Source organism: Rhizobium sp. 10N427, from assembly GCF_056394605.1.
The window spans coordinates 280,969-298,877 of sequence record NZ_JBFTID010000002.1; the positions used below are offsets into that span (position 1 = coordinate 280,969).

The 17,909-nt window shown below is 62.2% G+C and carries 13 protein-coding genes; 5 read left to right on the forward strand and 8 right to left on the reverse strand.

Features of this window, described 5'->3' with window-relative positions:
• Positions 1-4 precede the first annotated feature (4 nt).
• The 3 genes from AC1DIJ_RS05880 to AC1DIJ_RS05890 all read right to left on the reverse strand — a co-directional run bounded on the left by AC1DIJ_RS05880 (position 5) and on the right by AC1DIJ_RS05890 (position 6,431).
• Complete coding sequence (locus AC1DIJ_RS05880; RefSeq protein WP_112387024.1) at positions 5-3,754, reverse strand: AsmA family protein; 3,750 nt, start codon at positions 3,752-3,754, stop codon at positions 5-7.
• 89 nt (positions 3,755-3,843) lie between these two features.
• A complete protein-coding gene (locus tag AC1DIJ_RS05885; protein WP_112387023.1) occupies positions 3,844-5,256 on the reverse strand; it encodes an FAD-linked oxidase C-terminal domain-containing protein in 1,413 nt (470 codons plus the stop codon).
• A 140-nt stretch (positions 5,257-5,396) separates the two neighbouring features.
• Positions 5,397-6,431, reverse strand: coding sequence for an aldo/keto reductase (locus AC1DIJ_RS05890; RefSeq protein WP_112387022.1), 1,035 nt, complete (start codon positions 6,429-6,431; stop codon positions 5,397-5,399).
• Positions 6,432-6,523: 92 nt separating this feature from the next.
• Here AC1DIJ_RS05890 and AC1DIJ_RS05895 point away from each other — a divergent pair, with 92 nt between their 5' ends.
• From AC1DIJ_RS05895 to AC1DIJ_RS05905, 3 genes are all read left to right on the forward strand, one after another.
• Positions 6,524-7,426 (forward strand): LysR family transcriptional regulator, encoded by a 903-nt coding sequence (locus AC1DIJ_RS05895; RefSeq protein ID WP_112387021.1) that lies wholly within the window; start codon positions 6,524-6,526, stop codon positions 7,424-7,426.
• An 86-nt stretch (positions 7,427-7,512) separates the two neighbouring features.
• Positions 7,513-7,761: a DUF6719 family protein gene (locus AC1DIJ_RS05900; RefSeq protein WP_477831348.1), complete on the forward strand. Its 249-nt coding sequence runs from the start codon at positions 7,513-7,515 to the stop codon at positions 7,759-7,761.
• 204 nt (positions 7,762-7,965) lie between these two features.
• A complete protein-coding gene (locus AC1DIJ_RS05905) occupies positions 7,966-9,063 on the forward strand; it encodes an AbrB family transcriptional regulator (protein WP_112387020.1) in 1,098 nt (365 codons plus the stop codon).
• Here AC1DIJ_RS05905 and AC1DIJ_RS05910 read toward each other — a convergent pair.
• Positions 9,023-9,928 (reverse strand): AraC family transcriptional regulator, encoded by a 906-nt coding sequence (locus AC1DIJ_RS05910; protein WP_477831349.1) that lies wholly within the window; start codon positions 9,926-9,928, stop codon positions 9,023-9,025. The two genes, AC1DIJ_RS05905 and AC1DIJ_RS05910, sit on opposite strands and share 41 nt — an antisense overlap.
• Positions 9,929-9,943: 15 nt before the next feature.
• Between AC1DIJ_RS05910 and AC1DIJ_RS05915 the strand changes: the two genes are divergently transcribed.
• The gene (locus AC1DIJ_RS05915; protein WP_112387019.1) at positions 9,944-10,351 is read left to right on the forward strand and encodes a DUF2000 family protein; all 408 of its coding nucleotides are present in this window, start codon (positions 9,944-9,946) and stop codon (positions 10,349-10,351) included.
• 51 nt (positions 10,352-10,402) lie between these two features.
• Here the strand turns inward: AC1DIJ_RS05915 and AC1DIJ_RS05920 are convergent, their stop codons facing one another.
• From AC1DIJ_RS05920 to AC1DIJ_RS05935, 4 genes are all read right to left on the reverse strand, one after another.
• Complete coding sequence (locus AC1DIJ_RS05920) at positions 10,403-11,068, reverse strand: YiaD family glycine zipper/OmpA-like lipoprotein (protein WP_112387018.1); 666 nt, start codon at positions 11,066-11,068, stop codon at positions 10,403-10,405.
• Between the two features lie 204 nt (positions 11,069-11,272).
• The gene (locus AC1DIJ_RS05925) at positions 11,273-12,271 is read right to left on the reverse strand and encodes a flagellin N-terminal helical domain-containing protein (protein ID WP_112387017.1); all 999 of its coding nucleotides are present in this window, start codon (positions 12,269-12,271) and stop codon (positions 11,273-11,275) included.
• Positions 12,272-12,537: 266 nt separating this feature from the next.
• Positions 12,538-15,690: an efflux RND transporter permease subunit gene (locus AC1DIJ_RS05930; protein ID WP_112387016.1), complete on the reverse strand. Its 3,153-nt coding sequence runs from the start codon at positions 15,688-15,690 to the stop codon at positions 12,538-12,540.
• Positions 15,687-16,883, reverse strand: a complete 1,197-nt coding sequence (locus AC1DIJ_RS05935) for an efflux RND transporter periplasmic adaptor subunit (protein WP_112387015.1) — start codon at positions 16,881-16,883, stop codon at positions 15,687-15,689. Before AC1DIJ_RS05935 ends, AC1DIJ_RS05930 begins: the two co-directional genes overlap by 4 nt.
• 287 nt (positions 16,884-17,170) lie before the next feature.
• On the opposite strand from AC1DIJ_RS05935, the gene AC1DIJ_RS05940 reads away from it, so the two are divergent.
• Complete coding sequence (locus AC1DIJ_RS05940) at positions 17,171-17,848, forward strand: DUF1275 family protein (protein ID WP_112387014.1); 678 nt, start codon at positions 17,171-17,173, stop codon at positions 17,846-17,848.
• The last annotated feature ends 61 nt before the right edge of the window (positions 17,849-17,909 follow it).

The following is a 17,909-nucleotide window of genomic DNA, read 5'->3' on the forward strand; positions in this document are numbered from 1 at the left end:
CTGATCATTGCTGCACCGGCACGCCCGGCAGCGTGTCGAAATTCAGCTTGTTGCCGCTGGCGGCCGGTGCTGGATCGACCAGTTGCCCTTCGGCACGGCGCTGCGCTTCCGCGGCAGCGGCCGCCTTGGCGTCTGCAGCGGCTTTCGCATCCGCTTCGGCCTTTGCCTTGGCGTCAGCTTCTGCCTTGGCTCTTGCATCGGCTTCCGCCTTCTGCCGGGCAGCCTCCTCCGCAAGCGCTCTCAGGCGGTCTTCCTCTGCCTTGCGCTCAGCCTCGATCGCCGCTGCCCTGGCACGCTCGGCGTCGTTGAACTTGTAGAGGGCCACTTCGCGGCGCAGCCGCTGCTTTTCAAGTACGTTGGCCTGCAGCCGTTCGACGCGGCGTCGTTCGCGCTCAAAAGCCCGCAGCGACAGGTAACCGGTGATGTCGGTGACATCCATCGTCCGGCCGGGCGATGCCAGAAGGCCGGAGAAATCAAGCCGCAATGCCGGGTCGGCACCGGACAGCGCCTCGTTGCCGGGGTTGAGGCCGATATCGAGCGAGGCGTTCACCCGCTCCTGCGGCAGATCGATCTGCGCATTGCCGGTGACCTTGGCAAGATCATTGGCGACGGTGACGTTCTGCACGCGCAACACGCCGTCGGTAATGTTGAAGGGAATGCCCAGCGGCGGCAGCTTTGCCTCGCCGTTGTTCAGCAGCGTTTCGACGATCGGATGCACCTTGCCGGCGTTCAGCTGGTCCTTCATCGGATCGGTGGCCGACAGCAGCGGCGCAAGGATCGCGAGGTTCAGGCCGCGCACGCTCGTGTCGCCCAGCCGAAGTTCGCCCGAGCCGGTCAGCGAACTCGCAAGCTCCGTCATCGTCTTGCCCGAGGCTTCCGAGCTCATCGACAGGCCGAACTTGCCGCTGGCAACAGGCGTTCCATCGCGAGCCCATATCACTCCGCCGAGATCGGCATCGGCAAGCGCCAGCTTGGTCTGGAAGAACCCGGTTCCGTCGGCATTGGTGAAGAGCATATTGCCGGAAAGCTTGCCGCCGTCCCAGTTGCCCTGCATGCCGTTCAGCTGCAGCTCGTCGCCCTTGTAGGCAATGGTGCTCGAAAAATCGTTGATCGCGCCGGACCAGCCCGGCCAGAACTGTTTCGCCGAGAACTTCAGATTGACGTCGGTGTCCTTGAACACCGGCTGTCCGAGCCCCTGCGTCGTCAGATTGCCGGTCGCAGCATCGGTCATCGGCCCGTAGACGGTCTCGCCAAGCCAGATCGCATCGGCTCGGTCGAGCGCCAGGTCACCCGTCGCCGTGGTCTTGTCAGCCTTGCGGTCAACGGTCAGCCCGCCGGAAAACTTGTTGTCGGCGGCGTGGCCCTTCAGATCGGCAAAGACGATCTTTCCGCCATCGATGGTCGCCGTCGTCTGCAGCCCGAACGGCAGGCCGGTTCCGAGCTGCGGCAACGCAATACCGTTCATAATCAGGTATGGGTCGAGATCGGCGCTCTCAAGCGATATGCCGATCTGGCCGTTCATGAAGTTTTCCGGGCGGACATCGACCTTGCCGCTGGCGGTGAACGACGTCCGGTCGGTCGCAAAGGCCAGCGATGCATCGGCGGGATCCGAGTCGGTAACTTGAACCTTCAGCGACAGCCTGCCATTGGCATCGGCCTCGACAGGCAGCGGGTCGAGCCCGGCCTGGCCGAAGAGCACGGCCGTGGTCGCATTCTCAAGCGTCCCTTCCAGGCTGGTCGTCCCCTTGCCCGTCAGCGCCAGAAGATCGGACATCCGGTAATCAAGATTGACCCGGCTGCCATTCGAAACGCCGGCGAGCGTCAGCGTCAGCCCGTCGCCCTGATCGCCGCCGAGCGTCAGCGCTCCGCGAAGCGCCGTGTTGGTGTACCAGGCGGCATTGCGCACCAGCCGGTCCATCACGGGATGACCAGGCAGATGCTCCTTCAGCATGGTGAAGAACGGGCCGGGGTCAGCCGATTTGAAGGTGATCTCGCCGGAGCCCTTGTAGTCGAGCAGTGAGCCTTCGGCGCGGCCGGTAGCAGTCAATTCCGCACCGGCAAAATTCTTCACCGCCAGCTTTTCGATCGCCAGTGCGCCGTCGGCAATCGTGAAATTGGTCTCGACATTGGCAGCCTCGACGCCAAAAGCGGTAAACTTGTCGGCCTTCAGCTGCGCGGTGATCTTGTGATCGAGCACGTTGTCACCGGCGTCCTGGCCGGTGAACAGCCCGGTCAGCGCCCGCAGCGCATCGAGATCGAGCGCATCGCCGCCGAGCGCCACGTTCAGCGACGGCGTCTGGTCCTTCGGTGCCAGCCGCTCCAGCCTGCCCTTCAGCGTTGCCGGACCAACGGCGATCTCCAGATTGTCAAAAGCCTGCCTATGGTGGGTCAGACTGACATCCGCCGAGAAGCCAGCCTGCCGCAGCTGACGGATCGACGGATCGACGGAACCGGCGAGCCATGATGCAAGCCCGCTCGGCTGGTTGGATGCCACTGTCACATGCCCGTTGAAGGACGGCTGACCGCGCAGTGCGAGGCGCCCCGTGCCTTCCACCTGCGTGCGGCCGGGCAGCGTTCCGACAGCATCGTCGATCGTCCAGCCGTCGCCGGCCGGTTGCAGATCGAGCTGCACGTCGCGGATCGTCGTATCGCCGGCAACGATCGCCGGTAGCCGGACGCTCGCCTTACCGGGCACCTGCGGGATCGGGACCTGGGCAACGATATTGATAAGCGAATTGAGACGCTGGCGGGCTGACAGGCCAGGATCGCGCGCCGTCTTGCCGCCGGCGCCCTGATTGCCGATCCTGTTGACATCGATCTGCTGGCCATTGGCGATCAGCAGGAATTCCGGCGCGCTGCCGGTATCGAGTGTCGCTTCGCCTGTTATCACATAGGGATCGTCGGGCGAGCCGATTTCCAGCCGGTAATCAGGCACGCGGATGCGCTCGTTGGTCAGTTCGAAGCGACCCTTGACGCGAGGGGGCGGTGCAGTCTTGTCGCTCTTCGCCTGCCCGCGGTTCTCGATCGCCGCCGACATCGTGCCTTGATAATTCGGCTTGCGATCGACGAGCTTCAACTCACCATCGAGATCGATGCTGACGGGATGCTGATCCGGAACCAGCCGGGTGCGGACCTTCAGCGCGCCGTTTTCATCCGGCTGACCACTGGCGATCGCGAAACTGCCATGCTCACCATCAAGCGTCGCATCACCGTCGATCCGCCAGGGACCGGCAAGCGATTTCGCCGACATCTCGGCATTGAGGCCGGTAATATGGCGAGAGCGGCCGGACTGATCGTCGATGAACTGCACGTCGCCGCCGCTGACATGCACATTTTCGAGTACGACGGTCTTGGCCGGGATCTCAGACTGGCTGCCGCGCGTCCAGTCCAGCGTCCCGTCTTTCTGTAGCCGCAGGCGAACCTTCGGATTGACCACCCGCATGTCGAAGATCAGCGCTTCGCCCGACAGGAAAGGCGCCAGCTCGGCATCCATCGAAAACTGCTCGACCTGCACGATCGGCTGCCCATCGGGCTCTTGGCCGACGCGCACGTCATGCAGCGTCACTGATGGAAACGGCAGAAGCCGCGCATCGACGGTGCCATGCACGGTGACTTTCTTGCCGATGATGCGGCTTGCCTGATCCTCGAAATTCTTGCGGAAATCGGTCCAGTCGATGAATAGCGGTGCGAATAGCGCCACAACGAGCACTACGACGATCACTCCCCCTAGAAAGACGAGGAACCGGCCTATCAAATCAAGGATTCTCCATTCGGAATTCTGTTGCCGACACTACTGTTATTCATGCCGGTAGCAAGACCGAAGATCATGAGATTGTTCCGTTTTCAGCCGAGATGGAAAATCTTGCCGGGGTTGAAGATATTGTCCGGATCGAGCGAGCGCTTGACCTGCCGCATCAGATCGACGGTGCCGCCGAGTTCCTGTTCCAGAAATGACATCTTCCCCTGCCCGATCCCGTGTTCACCGGTGCATGTTCCATCCATTTCGAGCGCCCGGGCGTTCAATCGCGCCACGAAATTCTCGACGGCCGAAATGCCCTCGCTGGTCTTGTCGTCGAAAAGCACAAGCACATGAAAATTCCCGTCGCCGGCATGCCCGACGATCATCGCCAGCAATCCGTTCGCTTCGATATCTGCCTGCGTCTCGGTGATGCAATCCGCCAGCCGTGAGATAGGAACACAAACATCCGTCGAAAGTGCGGCAAGCTCGGGCGCCAGCGCCCGCGAAGCCCAGTAGGCGTTATGGCGGGCCTTCCAGAGCTTGGCGCGCTCCTCGGCATTAACGGTCCAGAGAAACTCGCCGCCGCCGCATTCGGTAGCGATTTCGGCAAACTGCTGCGATTGCAGCGCGACGGTCTCGTCGGTACCGTGAAATTCGAGAAACAGCGTCGGCGTTTCCTCATAGTCGAGGTTCGAATAGGCGTTGCAGCACTTGATCTGCAGCGCATCGAGAAGCTCGATGCGGGCGACCGGAATGCCCATCTGGATGGTCATGATGACAGCGTCACAGGCCGCCTTGATCGTCGGGAAGGCGCAGACGCCGCCGCCGATCTTCTGCGGAATGCCCTGCAGCCTGAGCGTCACGGATGTCAGGATGCCGAGCGTACCCTCGGAACCGACAAAGAGCCGCGTCATGTCGTATCCCGCCGAAGACTTGCGCGCGCGGCGCGCGGTGCGGACTTCCTCGCCATTCGCGGTGACGGCGGTCACCGACAGCACGTTGTCCTTCATCGTTCCGTAGCGCACGGCGTTGGTGCCTGAGGCGCGCGTCGAGGCCATGCCGCCGATCGAGGCATTGGCACCCGGATCGATCGGAAAGAACAGGCCTGTATCGCGCAGATAGACGTTGAGTTCTTCGCGGGTGATACCAGGCTCGACGGTGCAGTCGAGATCCTCGGCATTGACTTCGAGAACACGGTTCATCCGGCTGAAATCGATCGAGATGCCGCCATTCGGCGCGTTCACCTGCCCCTCCAGCGACGAGCCGGTGCCGAAGCCGATCAGAGGTACTTTGTGCTCCGCGCAAACCCTGACGGCGGCTTTCACATCATCGGCGGTCTCGGCAAAGAGAACGCCATCAGGCAGCTGCGCCGGAATATAGGTGGTCGTGTGGGCGTGCTGGGCGCGAAAGGATTCGCCGGTCTGGAAGCGCTCGCCGAAGCTCTGTTTGAGGATGCCGAGAACGGCGGCGATCCCCGCCTCGTTGCGCAATCCGGATTTCGCGTCCTTGAGAGCCATCCCGTTGATCTCCAATACATTCCACCATCGACAGGCAGGCTGGTATGAGACAACTGGGAAGACATGTCCAGTCAAGATTGACCGTGATCAGGATGATGAAGGGGCGGCCTTTTGCATGAGGCCGCCCCTGCTATCAACGGTCAGACGATCGGCGGATTGAGCCGGGCAAAGCCTTCCTGCCTACGGTAAGGGAAGTAGGGATAAGGCGCCGTCTGCGCGCTGACGCTGTCCAGCCTGCCGATCTGCTCCTTGGTCAATGACCAACCGACGGCTTCGAGGTTCTGGCGAAGCTGGGCTTCGTTGCGGGCGCCGATGATGACGCTTGAGACGGTCGGACGGCTGGTCAGCCAGTTGATGGCGATCTGCGGCACCGTGCGGCCGGTTTCCGCTGCGATCGCTTCGAGCACATCGACAATGTTGTAGAGCTTCTCGTCGTCAACCGGCGGGCCGAATTCCGCCGTCTGATGCAGGCGGCTGCCTTCAGGCAGCGGCTGGCCGCGACGGATCTTGCCGGTCAGACGGCCCCAGGCAAGCGGGCTCCAGACCAGCGCGCCGACGCCCTGGTCGGCACCGAGCGGCATCAGTTCCCATTCATAGTCGCGGCCTGCCAGCGAGTAATAGACCTGGTGCGCGACATAGCGCGGATGGCCGTTGGCGTCAGCGGCGGCGAGCGATTTCATCAGCTCCCAGCCGGCAAAGTTCGAGACACCTGTGTAACGCAGCTTTCCGGCCGCGACGAGACCATCGAGCGCTGCCAGAACTTCCTCTACCGGCGTCGAAGCATCGAAGGCGTGCAGTTGCAGCAGATCGATATAGTCAGTGCCAAGACGGCGGAGCGCGTCGTCGACAGAGCGGATCAGACGCGACCGCGAAGTCCCCCAGTCTGCCGGTCCGTCGCCGGTGGGCAGCCCGGTCTTGGTTGAGATCAGCACCTGATCGCGCTTGCCGCGGATCGCCTGCCCCAGCACCTCTTCCGAAGCGCCAGCCGAATAGACATCGGCGGTGTCGAACAGATTGACGCCGGCCTCGAGGCAGATATCCACCAGCCGCCTTGCCTCGGTGGCATCGGTATTGCCCCAGGCGCCAAACAGCGGCCCGGATCCGCCGAAGGTGCCGGCACCGAAGCTGAGCACCGGAACGCGCAGGCCGGATCTGCCGAGATTTCTGTATTCCATGGTCTTTCTCCTGTTGCTCCAGCAGAGATAGACACTGCGAATACCGCGATATAGATTGCCGCAAAGAAACTCATCTATGACTTAAATTCATCATGAGCAGACAGGACATCAACCGCTCGGGCGAAATGGAAGTCTTCGTCCGGGCCGTCGAACTCGGTGGATTCTCTGCGGCCGCCGCGGCCTGCCGCATGACGCCGTCCGCCGTCAGCAAACTGATGACCCGCCTCGAAGCGCGGCTCGGCACACGCCTCATCAACCGCTCGACCCGCAAGCTGCAACTGACGCCCGAGGGAACCGCCTTCTACCAGCGCAGCGTCACCATCCTCGCCGATATCGCCGAGGCCGAGCGCTATGCCTCGGCTGGCGAGCAGGCGACTGGCCCAATCCGCATCAATACCAGCGGCTCGTTCGGCAATCATATCCTTGCGCCGCTGGTGCCGCAGTTCATGGCGCTGCATCCCGGCATCACCCTCGACATCACCCAGACCGACCGCGTCGTCGATCTGATGGAAGAACGCGCCGACGTCGCGATCCGCGCCGGTCCAATGAAGAGCTCCAGCCTCGTCGCCCGCAAGCTTGGCAGCACGCGCAATTTCATTGTCGCCTCGCCGGACTATCTTGCCCGGCATGGCGAGCCGAAATCCATCGCTGATCTCGAAAAGCACTGCCGCGTCGGCTTTTCCTATTCGCGCGCCATTCAGGGCTGGCCGCTCATCAGCGATGGCCAGACGGTCAACGTGCCGGTAACGCCCGGCGTGCAGGTCAGCGACGGCGAAGCAATGCGCCATATGGCGCTCGCCGGCGCAGGCATGGCCCGGCTCGCGGCCTTCACGCTACGGCAGGACATTGCCGCAGGGAGACTTACCGTCGTCATGGAAGCCTTCAATCCCGGCGATATCGAGGATTTCTATGCCGTCTATATCGGCCAGGGCGGCCCGCTTCCCGCCCGCGTTCGCGCCCTCCTCGATTTTCTGGCTACCCACGCCAAGCTATGAGCCCCCTCACAGCTAGCTCTAAAAGGCGAATTGGCAGAGGCCGCAAAGCATAGTTGTGTTCTTCCCGGCAACGGAGGGACATCGAGATGCAAGCCAAGGCCAACCCGAAAATGAGAGGAATGACCGTTCTGTCGTCGACAGGAGCGGTCCTTGCGATGCTGACATCGCCGGCAAGCGCCGAGACCAAGACGGTGACGACAAAGCCGACGGCGGCGACGATGACGCCGGGAGAGCCGGTGCTGTTCGACGACAAGACCTGCCCCGCCGGGATGATCGCAAAGTTCACCAAAGCGAAAAGAAACAACAACATCAGCAAGAAATGCGTTCATAAGTGAACGGACACGCCGCTCGTCTCACACGTATCGCGTGCCACCGGTGATGGTGGCGCGCAATGCCAGATTTTGCAGTTGACCCTGACGCGCGCTGACAAATATACCGGCACTGCGCCCCGGCATCCCCCGCCGGTCTGAGAAGTCATGCCGATCCCCGCCTTCGATCGCCCTGCGCGGTAAATCAGATCGGCCAACAAGATCGCGTCGATGCCTTTCAAAGCCCTTGCCAGCGTCCTGCCTTCGAGAGCGAGCCTGCCCCGCTGGGCGATCCTGCTGGCGTTTTCGACGCTTCTGGTTCTCGGGCTGGAAATGCTCGGCCTGCCGGCATCGCTGCTGATCGGACCGATGGTCGCCGCGATCGTTCTCGCGTTGACCGCCTCGAAATCGCAGCTCCGCGTGCCGCGCTGGCCGCTGCTCTTCGGCCAGGCACTCGTGGGCTTCCTGATGGCCCGCGCCATCACCGTCGATATCATCCAGACAATGGCCGACGACGCCCTGCTCTTCCTGTCGATGATCTTCTCGATCATCGCTGCCGCGGGTCTGCTCGGCTATGTCCTGACAAAATGGCAGGTCCTGCCAGGAACGACCGCCGTTTGGGGCTCGTCGCCCGGTGCCGCCTCGGCGATGACCATCATGTCCGAAGCCTATGGCGCCGATGCCCGCCTCGTCGCCTTCATGCAATATCTGCGCGTCGTCTTCGTTGCCGTCGCCGCCTCGGTGGTCTCGACACTCTGGGCAAGTGCGGAAGGCACTGAGCCGCCGCCGCTGATTTTCTTCCCGCCGATCGACTGGCCGGCTTTTGCCGCAACAATGGCGCTGACCTGCCTCTGCACCTATGCCGCCGCCCGCTTCCGCATTCAGGGCGGCACGATCATCCTGCCGCTGATCGCGGGGGCGACGCTGCAGGGCCTCGGCCTGCTGATCATCGAGCTGCCGCTCTGGCTGCTCGCCATCAGCTACGCCCTGATCGGCTGGAGCATCGGCCTGCGCTTCACGCCTTCGATCATCGCCCATGCCGCCCGCGCCCTGCCGCGCGTGGCCGCCTCGATCCTGACGCTGATGTCGATCTGCGGATTGATGGCCTTCGCGCTTCACAAGCTCGCCGGCGTCGATCCCCTCACCGCCTATCTGGCGACCAGTCCCGGAGGCGCGGATTCCGTCGCCATCATCGCTGCATCGAGCGATGTCGACGTGCCCTTCGTCATGGCGATGCAGGTCGGGCGTTTCCTGGTGATCCTGTTGACCGGCCCGATGCTCGCCCGCTTCATTGCGCGAAAGAGCGGACTGGCGATGAGCCGCGTCTGAGCGAGGCCCACTGCCCCGGCGTCATCCCATAGGCCTTCTTGAAATGCCGGTTGAGATGGCTCTGGTCGGCAAAGCCGGTCGCAAAGGCGACCTCCGGCAGCTTCTCGCCTGCAATGATCAATGCCTTTGCCTGCTGCAGCCGCCGCATCAGCAGATAGCGGTGCGGACTGGTGGCGAAGGCGGCACGGAAATGCCGGGACAGCGTGAACCGGTCGAGGCCGGTCACCGTCTCCAGTTCGCTGGAATGAACGGCGCGTGTCGCATGCGCCTCGAGATAGTCCCGTGCCCGCCGCGCCTGCCGCCAGGCGATCTTGCCGATCGGGCGGATCGATGCACCAGCGTGCCGCAGCAGGCCTCCCGCAACGTCGGTCAGAAAATCGTCGACGAACAATCCGTCCAGCTCACCATCGAGATCGGCAAGCGCGCCGAGCAGCACGCCAGCCATCGCCGCATCGCCGAAAACAGGCTCATCGACAAATGGCAGGCCCACCTTCTCCATTTCCAGACAGTCGGCGACCAGCGCCGGCTCGATATAGAGCATGCGGTATTGCAGCCCATCCTCGGTTCCCGCACCGCCGTCATGTTCCTCGTCCGGATGCAGCACGATCACCTGCCCCGGCATGCTGAAACGCCTCTCGCCACGATAGCTGAAGGTCTGCACACCCTTCAGCGTCACGCCGATCGCATAGGTATCGTGCCGGTGCGGCTCGAAGGCATTGCCTGAAAACTGCGCCTCGATGCGCTCGATCCCCGGAAATGCCGGCGCTGTCAGGATCCCGTCGCCCGCAAGAGGGGCGCACAAATGTTCAAGACCTGCAAAGACCGTTGAATTTACATCTTCGCTCAAGGCTACCTCGAAACGCATCTGAAAGACTGGAACATGTTTGATACCAAAATTGCGATCGTCCTGCGAAACAATCTTGCATCCTGGCAGACGCTGAATGTCACAGCCTTCCTGATGAGCGGCATCGCCGGCCGGCATCCGGAGATCCTCGGCGAAGCTTACAGGGACCGCGCCGGAAATCTCTACAACCCGCTTTCCATACAGCCGATCATCGTGCTCTCGGCCGACGACGCGACGATATCAGCCGTTCACCGGCGATCTCTTGAGCGCGGCGTTGCGACGTCGATTTTCATCGAGGAAATGTTTGCCACCGGCCACGATGCTGCCAACCGCGCCGTCTTTGCAGAATTCGCGCCCGATGACGCCAAGGTCGTCGGCATCGCGCTGCGCGCCGACAAGAAGATTGTCGACAAGATCACCAAGGGCGCATCCATGCATGCCTGAACGAAAACGGCCGGGCGATGACCCGGCCGTCTGCAATCGAGAAAGACGAAATCAGCCCTGGGTAACCGGAGCGATCTGGATTTCGACGCGGCGGTTCTGCGCACGGCCCGCTTCCGTCGCGTTCGATGCGACAGGCTGAGACGGACCTAAGCCCACGGCCGAAACGCGCCGCTGATCGATGCCCTGGCCGCCGAGATAATCAGCAACCGACAAGGCGCGGCGCTGCGACAGATCCTGGTTATGCTGCAGGCTGCCGGTCGAATCCGTGTGGCCGTTGACGTCGATGAGCGTGCGGTTGAACTTGCGCAGCACGATCGCGACCGAATTCAGCGTCTGATAGAAGCCCGGCTTCACCGCATCCTGATCGACGTCGAAAGTGATGTTCGACGGCATGTTGAGGATGATGCTGTCGCCGTTGCGGGTCACCGAGATTCCCGTGCCTTCAAGCTGCTGGCGAAGCTCGGCTTCCTGCTGGTCCATGTAGTTGCCGATCGCGCCACCGGCAAGCGCACCGACGCCGGCCCCGATCAGTGCCGCGTTGCGCGCACCATGGCCGCGTCCGCCGAGCGCTGCCCCTGCCAGCGCGCCGCCAACGGCGCCCAGCATCGCACCACCAGCGGTGTTCGACATCTTCTGCTCGCCCGTATAGGGGTCGGTCGTGGTGCAGGCGCTCAGATAGCTGGCGGCAAGCGCCAGAAGAAGGAATTTCTTGATCATGGGCAGAAGGCTCTCCGTTCGAAGCTGACCCGAGCAAATATTAAGGAATGCGGCAACAAGATGAATGCGATCATCCGATAGCCCAAAATTCTGGAAATGCACACGCAGGACTGCCAACTGTGCCCGGATATCACCAGTTTTACGAAGTGGCCTAACGCAAATCGCCCGGGATGGCCCGGGCGATTCGATTTCAGCTTATAGAACTCAGATGCCCTGGAAGAGCTGGGTGATCGTGTTGTAGCTCGCATTGGCGATCTGCAAAGCCTGCAGACCGAGCTGCTTCTGCGTCTGCAGGGCGGCCAGCCGGCCGCTCTCCTCTTCCATATTGGCGTCCACGAGGCGTCCGATGCCGGACGTGTAGGAATCGGTCAGCGACTTGGCGAAATCGTTCTGCAGGTCGATGCGCTTTTCGAGCGCCCCGAATGACGAGCCAACGGTCGTCATCTGCTTCAGCGCCGCATCGGTCACGCCGATCATATCCTTGATGTCGTCAGCCGAGCTATTGGCGTCGAGTCCGACCTCGACCTGACCGGCCGTATTTCCCTCTTTGCTGAACATCATCACGTAATTCTTCGCGGCACCAAGCTCGGTCGCAAAATGATCCGTGGTCAGCGCCCCATATTCACCGGTGCCGCCAGCGCGGTCGTCGACCATATAGCGGGCGTCCTGAGAGGTCGTCACACCAGTGGACGGCATATCGATGTGATAGGTGAGCGTCGAGACCTTGACCGAGCCATCATCGCCCCGAATGAACGCCGCCGGGATTTCCTTCGGCTTCGTCGGATCGTCTTCGTCGGTCAGCACCACCCAGTTGTCGCCGTTGAAGCTCGCAGCTTCAGACACCGAGCGCAGCTGCGCCTTCAGCTGGGTAATCTCATCGTTGATCTTGGTCTTGTCGACACCGTTCTCGGTGGCCGCAACCAGCTTCGATTTGATCGTGGAGACGATCTCGATGGCGCTGGAAACCGCGGTATACGCAACACCCATGGTGGCCGCCGCCATGCCCAGCGCGTCCTGGATCGCGCCGTTCGCCTTGTTGTCGGTGCGGACGGTCGTGGCGATCGCCCAATAGGCACCGTTGTCCTTCGCCTTTTCGACGCGAAGGCCCGAGGAAACATGATTTTGTGTCGTGGTCAAATTGCGGTTGGTATCGCGCAGGATATGAAGCGCCGCATCAACCGATGTGCGTTGAAAGATACTCACAGAACTAGAACTCCGAACACAACTATACGCAACTAACTGACATGACCGGGTCCGCGAAACGTCATGTTCGGGCGCTGAAAATCAGCGGAAAATGCACCTCCAAAAACGCTGGAGGCATTGATCGGTCACGAGGCGATCATTGCCGCTTATACTTAAAAAACGGCTAACATTCGCAATTGATTCACGCTGTTTTGCAATTGCTCGTTGACTATAAAAAGGTGCCGCGGACGAGCCGCGGCACCTTCTCGAAATAGAGCCGCAATGCGCTACTCGGCGGCCTGGAGCTGCTGCGGATCCGGCACCGGTTTCGGGCGCGCCGCATCCGACATTTCCTCGTGCAGCCGGGCCTCTTCATGCGCATGCGGCTTGGCGAAACGGGCGATCAGAAGGTAAGCGACGGGGGTGATGAACAGCGTCACCAGCGTTGCGAAACCCAGCCCGCCGACGATCACCCAGCCAAGCGCGACGCGGGCTTCGGCACCGGCACCATGCGCAAAGACCAGCGGAACGCCTCCAAGAATGGTCGCGATCATCGTCATCATCACGGGGCGTAGACGAAGCTCGCAGGCCCGCTCGATCGCCTCGCGCACCGCCACACCATGATCGCGCAGCTGGTTGGCGAACTCGACGATCAGGATACCGTTCTTAGCCATGACGCCGACGAGCAGCACCAGGCCAATCTGGCTGTAGATGTTCAGACTCGACCCGGTGATGATCAGCGCGAAGACGGCGCAGGCAAGACCGAGCGGCACCGTCGACATGATGATCAGCGACGACAGCACGCTTTCGAACTGCGCCGCCAGCACCAGGAAGATGATGACGATCGCGAAGCCGAAGGTCAGCGCCATGCCGCTGGAATTTTCCTCCAGCGTCGCCGCTTCCGCCAGCGGCAGCAGCCGGGCACCCGGCGGCAGCAGCGGCGTTGCAATCTCGGTGACCTGCTTGACGGCATCGCCGAGCGACATGCCATCCTTCAGACCCGCGGTGATCGCCACCGAGGCCAGCTGCGATTCGCGGTTCAGCTGCGGGGCGACCGAGCCTTCCTTCAGCGAGGCGATCACCGACATCGGCACGATCTTGCCGTCCCCGGTTTTCAGAAAGACGTTTTCCAGATCGGTAGGATCATCGATCGGCCGTGTCGTCGAGGTCAGAAGCACCGGATAGGACTCACCATCAACGAACACATCGACCACCGAACGCCCCTCCAGCAGTGACTGGATCGCCGTCGAAAGACCCGTGATATCGATGCCGAGATCGGAGGCCCGCTCGCGGTCGATCGCCACGGAAACCTGCGCCTGTGATGGCTCGTTGGTCAGGCGCGGCGTGTCATACTGGCCGGTGGCATCGAGTGCCTGAACGAGCTTCAGCGCTGAAGCGGTGAGATCGTCGTAATTGTTGCCGATCAGCGCCAGCTGTAACCCGTTGCCGGCCCCGCGGATGCGCAGGCTGTTCGACGAGATCGCGTTGCCGCGCAGCGCCGGAACGCGCGATGCCGCCTGGTTGATATCCTGAACGATCTCCGCCTGTGTCCGCGCGCGCTCGCCCCAGGGAGCCAAGGTCAGCACCATGAAGCCGCTATTGGCCTGGCCGCCCTGACCCGAAATCGAGAAGACGTTGCGGATGTCACCGCTATCGACCAGCGGCTGCAGATATTCCTCGACGCGCTGCATCTTGTCGCGCGTATATTCGAGGCTGGAGCCCTGCGGCGCCGTCAGCCGCATCATCACCATGGCGCGGTCTTCGTTCGGCGTCAGCTCGCTCTTGACCGTCGAAAAGGCGATCAGCGCCGCGCAGCCGAACAGCAGCGAAGCGACGATGACGACGAAAGGCGCATTCAGGCAGCGCTGCAGACCCCACTTATAGGTGTCGGCAAACAGCGTTCCGAAGCGGCCGAGCAGGCCATGATCTTCTTTCATCGGCTTGGTCAGCATCCGCGACGCCAGCATCGGGCACAGCGTCAGCGCCACCAGCGATGAAAGGCCGACCGAGAAGGCGAGCACGAAGCCGAACTCCCGGAACAGACCGCCCACCTGCCCCGGCAGGAACGACAGCGGAATGAAGACGGCCGCCAGCGTTGCGGTTGTCGCGATAACTGCGAAGAACACTTCGCGGGTGCCGAGAACGGCCGCAGCACGCGGCCCCATGCCCTCGGAGCGCCGCCGAACGATGTTTTCGAGTACGACGATCGCATCGTCCACGACGAGGCCGGTCGCCAGCACGATCGCCAGCAGCGTCAAGATGTTGATCGAGAAGCCGACCATATAGATTGCCGCCAGCGTGCCGATCAGCGCCACCGGCATGCTGACCGCCGGGATCAGCGTTGCCCGCCAGTCGCGCAGGAAGAGATAGATGACGGCGGTGACGATGACGGCAGCCAGAATCAGCGCCAGCTCGACCTCATGGATCGCGCCGTCGATGAACACGGCATCGTCGCTGGTGATCGCGATCTTGGTCCCCTCCGGCAGCGTCTTCGACAGCTGCTCGACGGCGGCATGGATGCCGGTCGAGATATTCAGCGTATTCGACTGCGCCTGGCGGATGATGCCGAGGCCGATGCCCGGATTGCCATTGGAGCGCAGCGCCGTTTCGCCGTCGCGCGGCCCGAGCGTGACGGTGGCGACATCGCCGAGGCGGACGCGATCCTGCAGGATGACGTTCTGGAAATCCTCCGGCGTCTGCAGATTGGCCGTGGCTCGCACGACGATATCCTGGGTTGTGCTTTTCAGCGAGCCGGCGGGCACGTCGAGAGCCGAGTTGGCGAGCGCCTGCGTGAGATCGCCGACCGTCAGGCCGCGGCTTGCCAGCGCACTCTGATCGACATCGACACGGAACACCTTTTCCTGGTCGCCATATTCCTCGACATCGGCAACGCCGTCGACGGAGGCGAGCCGGTCGACGATCTCGTTTTCGACGAGCAGCGTCAGGTCGTCCATGTTGAGCGTGCTGGATGTCACCGCGAGGCGCATGATCGCCTGCGAATCCGAATCCGCCTTGACGATCTGCGGCGCATCCGCGTCATCGGGCAGGTTCTGGGTGATGCGGCCGATCGCGTCACGCACGTCATTGGCGGCAACTGCCAGATCGATGGAATCGGAGAATTCCAGCGTCACCCGGCTCTGGCCGAACTGCGACTGCGAGGAGATCGACTTGAGGCCGCTGACGCGGGCGACCGCGCCCTCGATCACCTTCGTCAGCTCCTGATCGATGGTCTGCGGCGAGGCGCCGTCGAATGTCGTGCGCACGGTGACGACTGGACGATCGACGTCAGGCAGTTCGCGCACCTCGACGCCGACATAGGCGGCAAGGCCTGCGACGACCATCAGCGTATTGAAGACCAGCGCCAGGATCGGCCGGCGCACGAAGAGCGCAGTGAAACTCTGCTTGCCGGAGGCGCGCTCGGGAATCTCGGTTACGCTCATTGGGTTGCCACTCCGTTGCTGGAGGCAACCTCATTGCTGACGCGCACCGCCCCGCCCTCACGCACACGCTGCAGGCCCTGGGTGACGATCGCGTCGCCATCCTTGATATCGGCCTTGACAAGAACGAAGTCCGGATTGCGCTGGACGATGCTGACGCGCACCTTGTGCGACTTGCCATCGGCAACCTGCCAGACGAAGGAGCCTTGCGAATCCCACTGGACCGACAGCGGATCGACCGCCGGATATTTGTCGCCCGCAAACTTCATGCCGACATTGAAGGACATGCCGGCGCGAAGCTCGTCTGACGTGTTGTCGATACGCGCCCGGATCCGCAGTGTGCGGCTGGCGGCATCGATACGGTTGTCGACCGCTTCGACTGCGCCCGAGAAAACTTGCCCCGGACGCGCAACCGACGTCGCATCGACCGGCTGGCCGACGGACACCGTGTTGGCGAACCGCTCCGGCACCCAGAAATCGACGAGAATCTCGCTGCGGTCGTCGAGCGTCACGATCGGCGTGCTTGTCGTGACGTTGTCGCCGATATTGACCGGCACAATACCGACGATGCCGTCGATCGGTGCGACGATATTGCGGCGTGTCAGGTTGAGATCGGCGGCCTGCAGCTGTAGACGCGCGCCCTGCTCGGCGATCTCCGCATCGAACACATCCATGCGCGAAACGCTGGATTTGATATTGTGGTAGAGATTGGACTTCTCAAGCGCTGCCTTCAGCGCCACTTCGGCCTGGCCCTTGGCGATCACCTGCTCTTCGCTGTCGAGCGTCGCCAGAACCTGACCGGCCTTCACCTTGTCGCCGGACTTGATGTGGATTTCGCGTAACGTGCCCGTCGCCTGCGGTGTCACCGCAACGGAGCGGATCGCATCGCCGGTGCCGATGGCGCTCAGCCGGTCGTTGACGACACCCTGCACCACGGCCTGGGTCACCACCAGCACTGCGCCGTTTCGTCCGCCGCCATTGCGCCGGTTGCCGCCCTCACCGCGGCTTTGGCCCTCGCCGGCCGCTGGCGCTGCTGCCTCGGCGGTTTTCTCCGAAGAGGAAATCTTTGAAACCAGACTTTCGGGAACCCCAGCATTTCTCAAACTGTCAGCCGAACCCGGCACAAGAAATATCCATCCGGCAAAACCGGCCGCAATCACGATAATAGAAAGAATAAACTGCTTCCAGAAAGCCATTCACGTCTCCAGAGGGACTCGAGGTTGGACCAGGGTCGGTCGAAAGAGGCGTATGGGGCAAGATTCCCGCCTGTCTGCGGCAATATCACCCCTTTACAAACCGGCTTCAAGCGTATCCGTCCGTCATTACAGAATTGTAATCTGGACGAGGTCCGGAAAGAGGCGGCGCAAGTCACTTTTGCTTGAGAATGAGCGATTATTGAGGGAATTTTACCGTTCACTTCTTTAGCGGCACCAGAAAAGCGCAATAAAACCGGCGACACTCCTTCACAGAATAAGGCAGAACCATGCGCCGCGCCCTTCCCTTCCTGCTGAGTTTCACCGGCGGCTATGTCGATACCGCCGGCTTCCTGGCGCTCGGCGGATTGTTCACCGCCCACGTCACCGGCAACTTCGTGACACTTGGCGCGGCCCTCACCTTTGGCACTTCAGGCATCATCGCCAAGCTTCTGGCGCTGCCGGTCTTCTGCCTGACGATCTTTCTACTGCGCTATGTGACGCGTCTGACAGCCACGATGGACGACCGCAGCCTGCGGCTGATGCTGATCCTGAAGCTCCTGTTCCTGACCGCCGCCGCTGTTATGGCGATCCGTCTTGGTCCATTCGCCAATCCGGACGGCCTGCCGCTGGTGGCAACAGGCATGCTGCTGGTGGTCGCCATGGCCATTCAGAATGCCGTGCACCGCATCCATCTTGCCAGCGCGCCGCCGACAACCCTGATGACCGGCACGACGACGCAGATGATGATCGATCTCGCCGATCTGGCGCAGGGAACGCCCGTTGACGCTGCTGCACCGGTAAAAGCCCGGCTCTCGAAGATGGCGCTAGCCGTCGCCTCCTTCGCGCTCGGCTGTGGACTGGCAGCACTGGCTTATGTCCTCGTGGGCATCTGGTGTTTCGCCCTTCCGCCGCTCCTGGCGCTGGTTTCAGTGACGCTGGCCTTCCAGCCACAGCAAACCCCATAAAAGCCTGGGGGTACGGAAGCAGAACATCTTTTCTGGTCTTTCGATACCGAATCACTACATT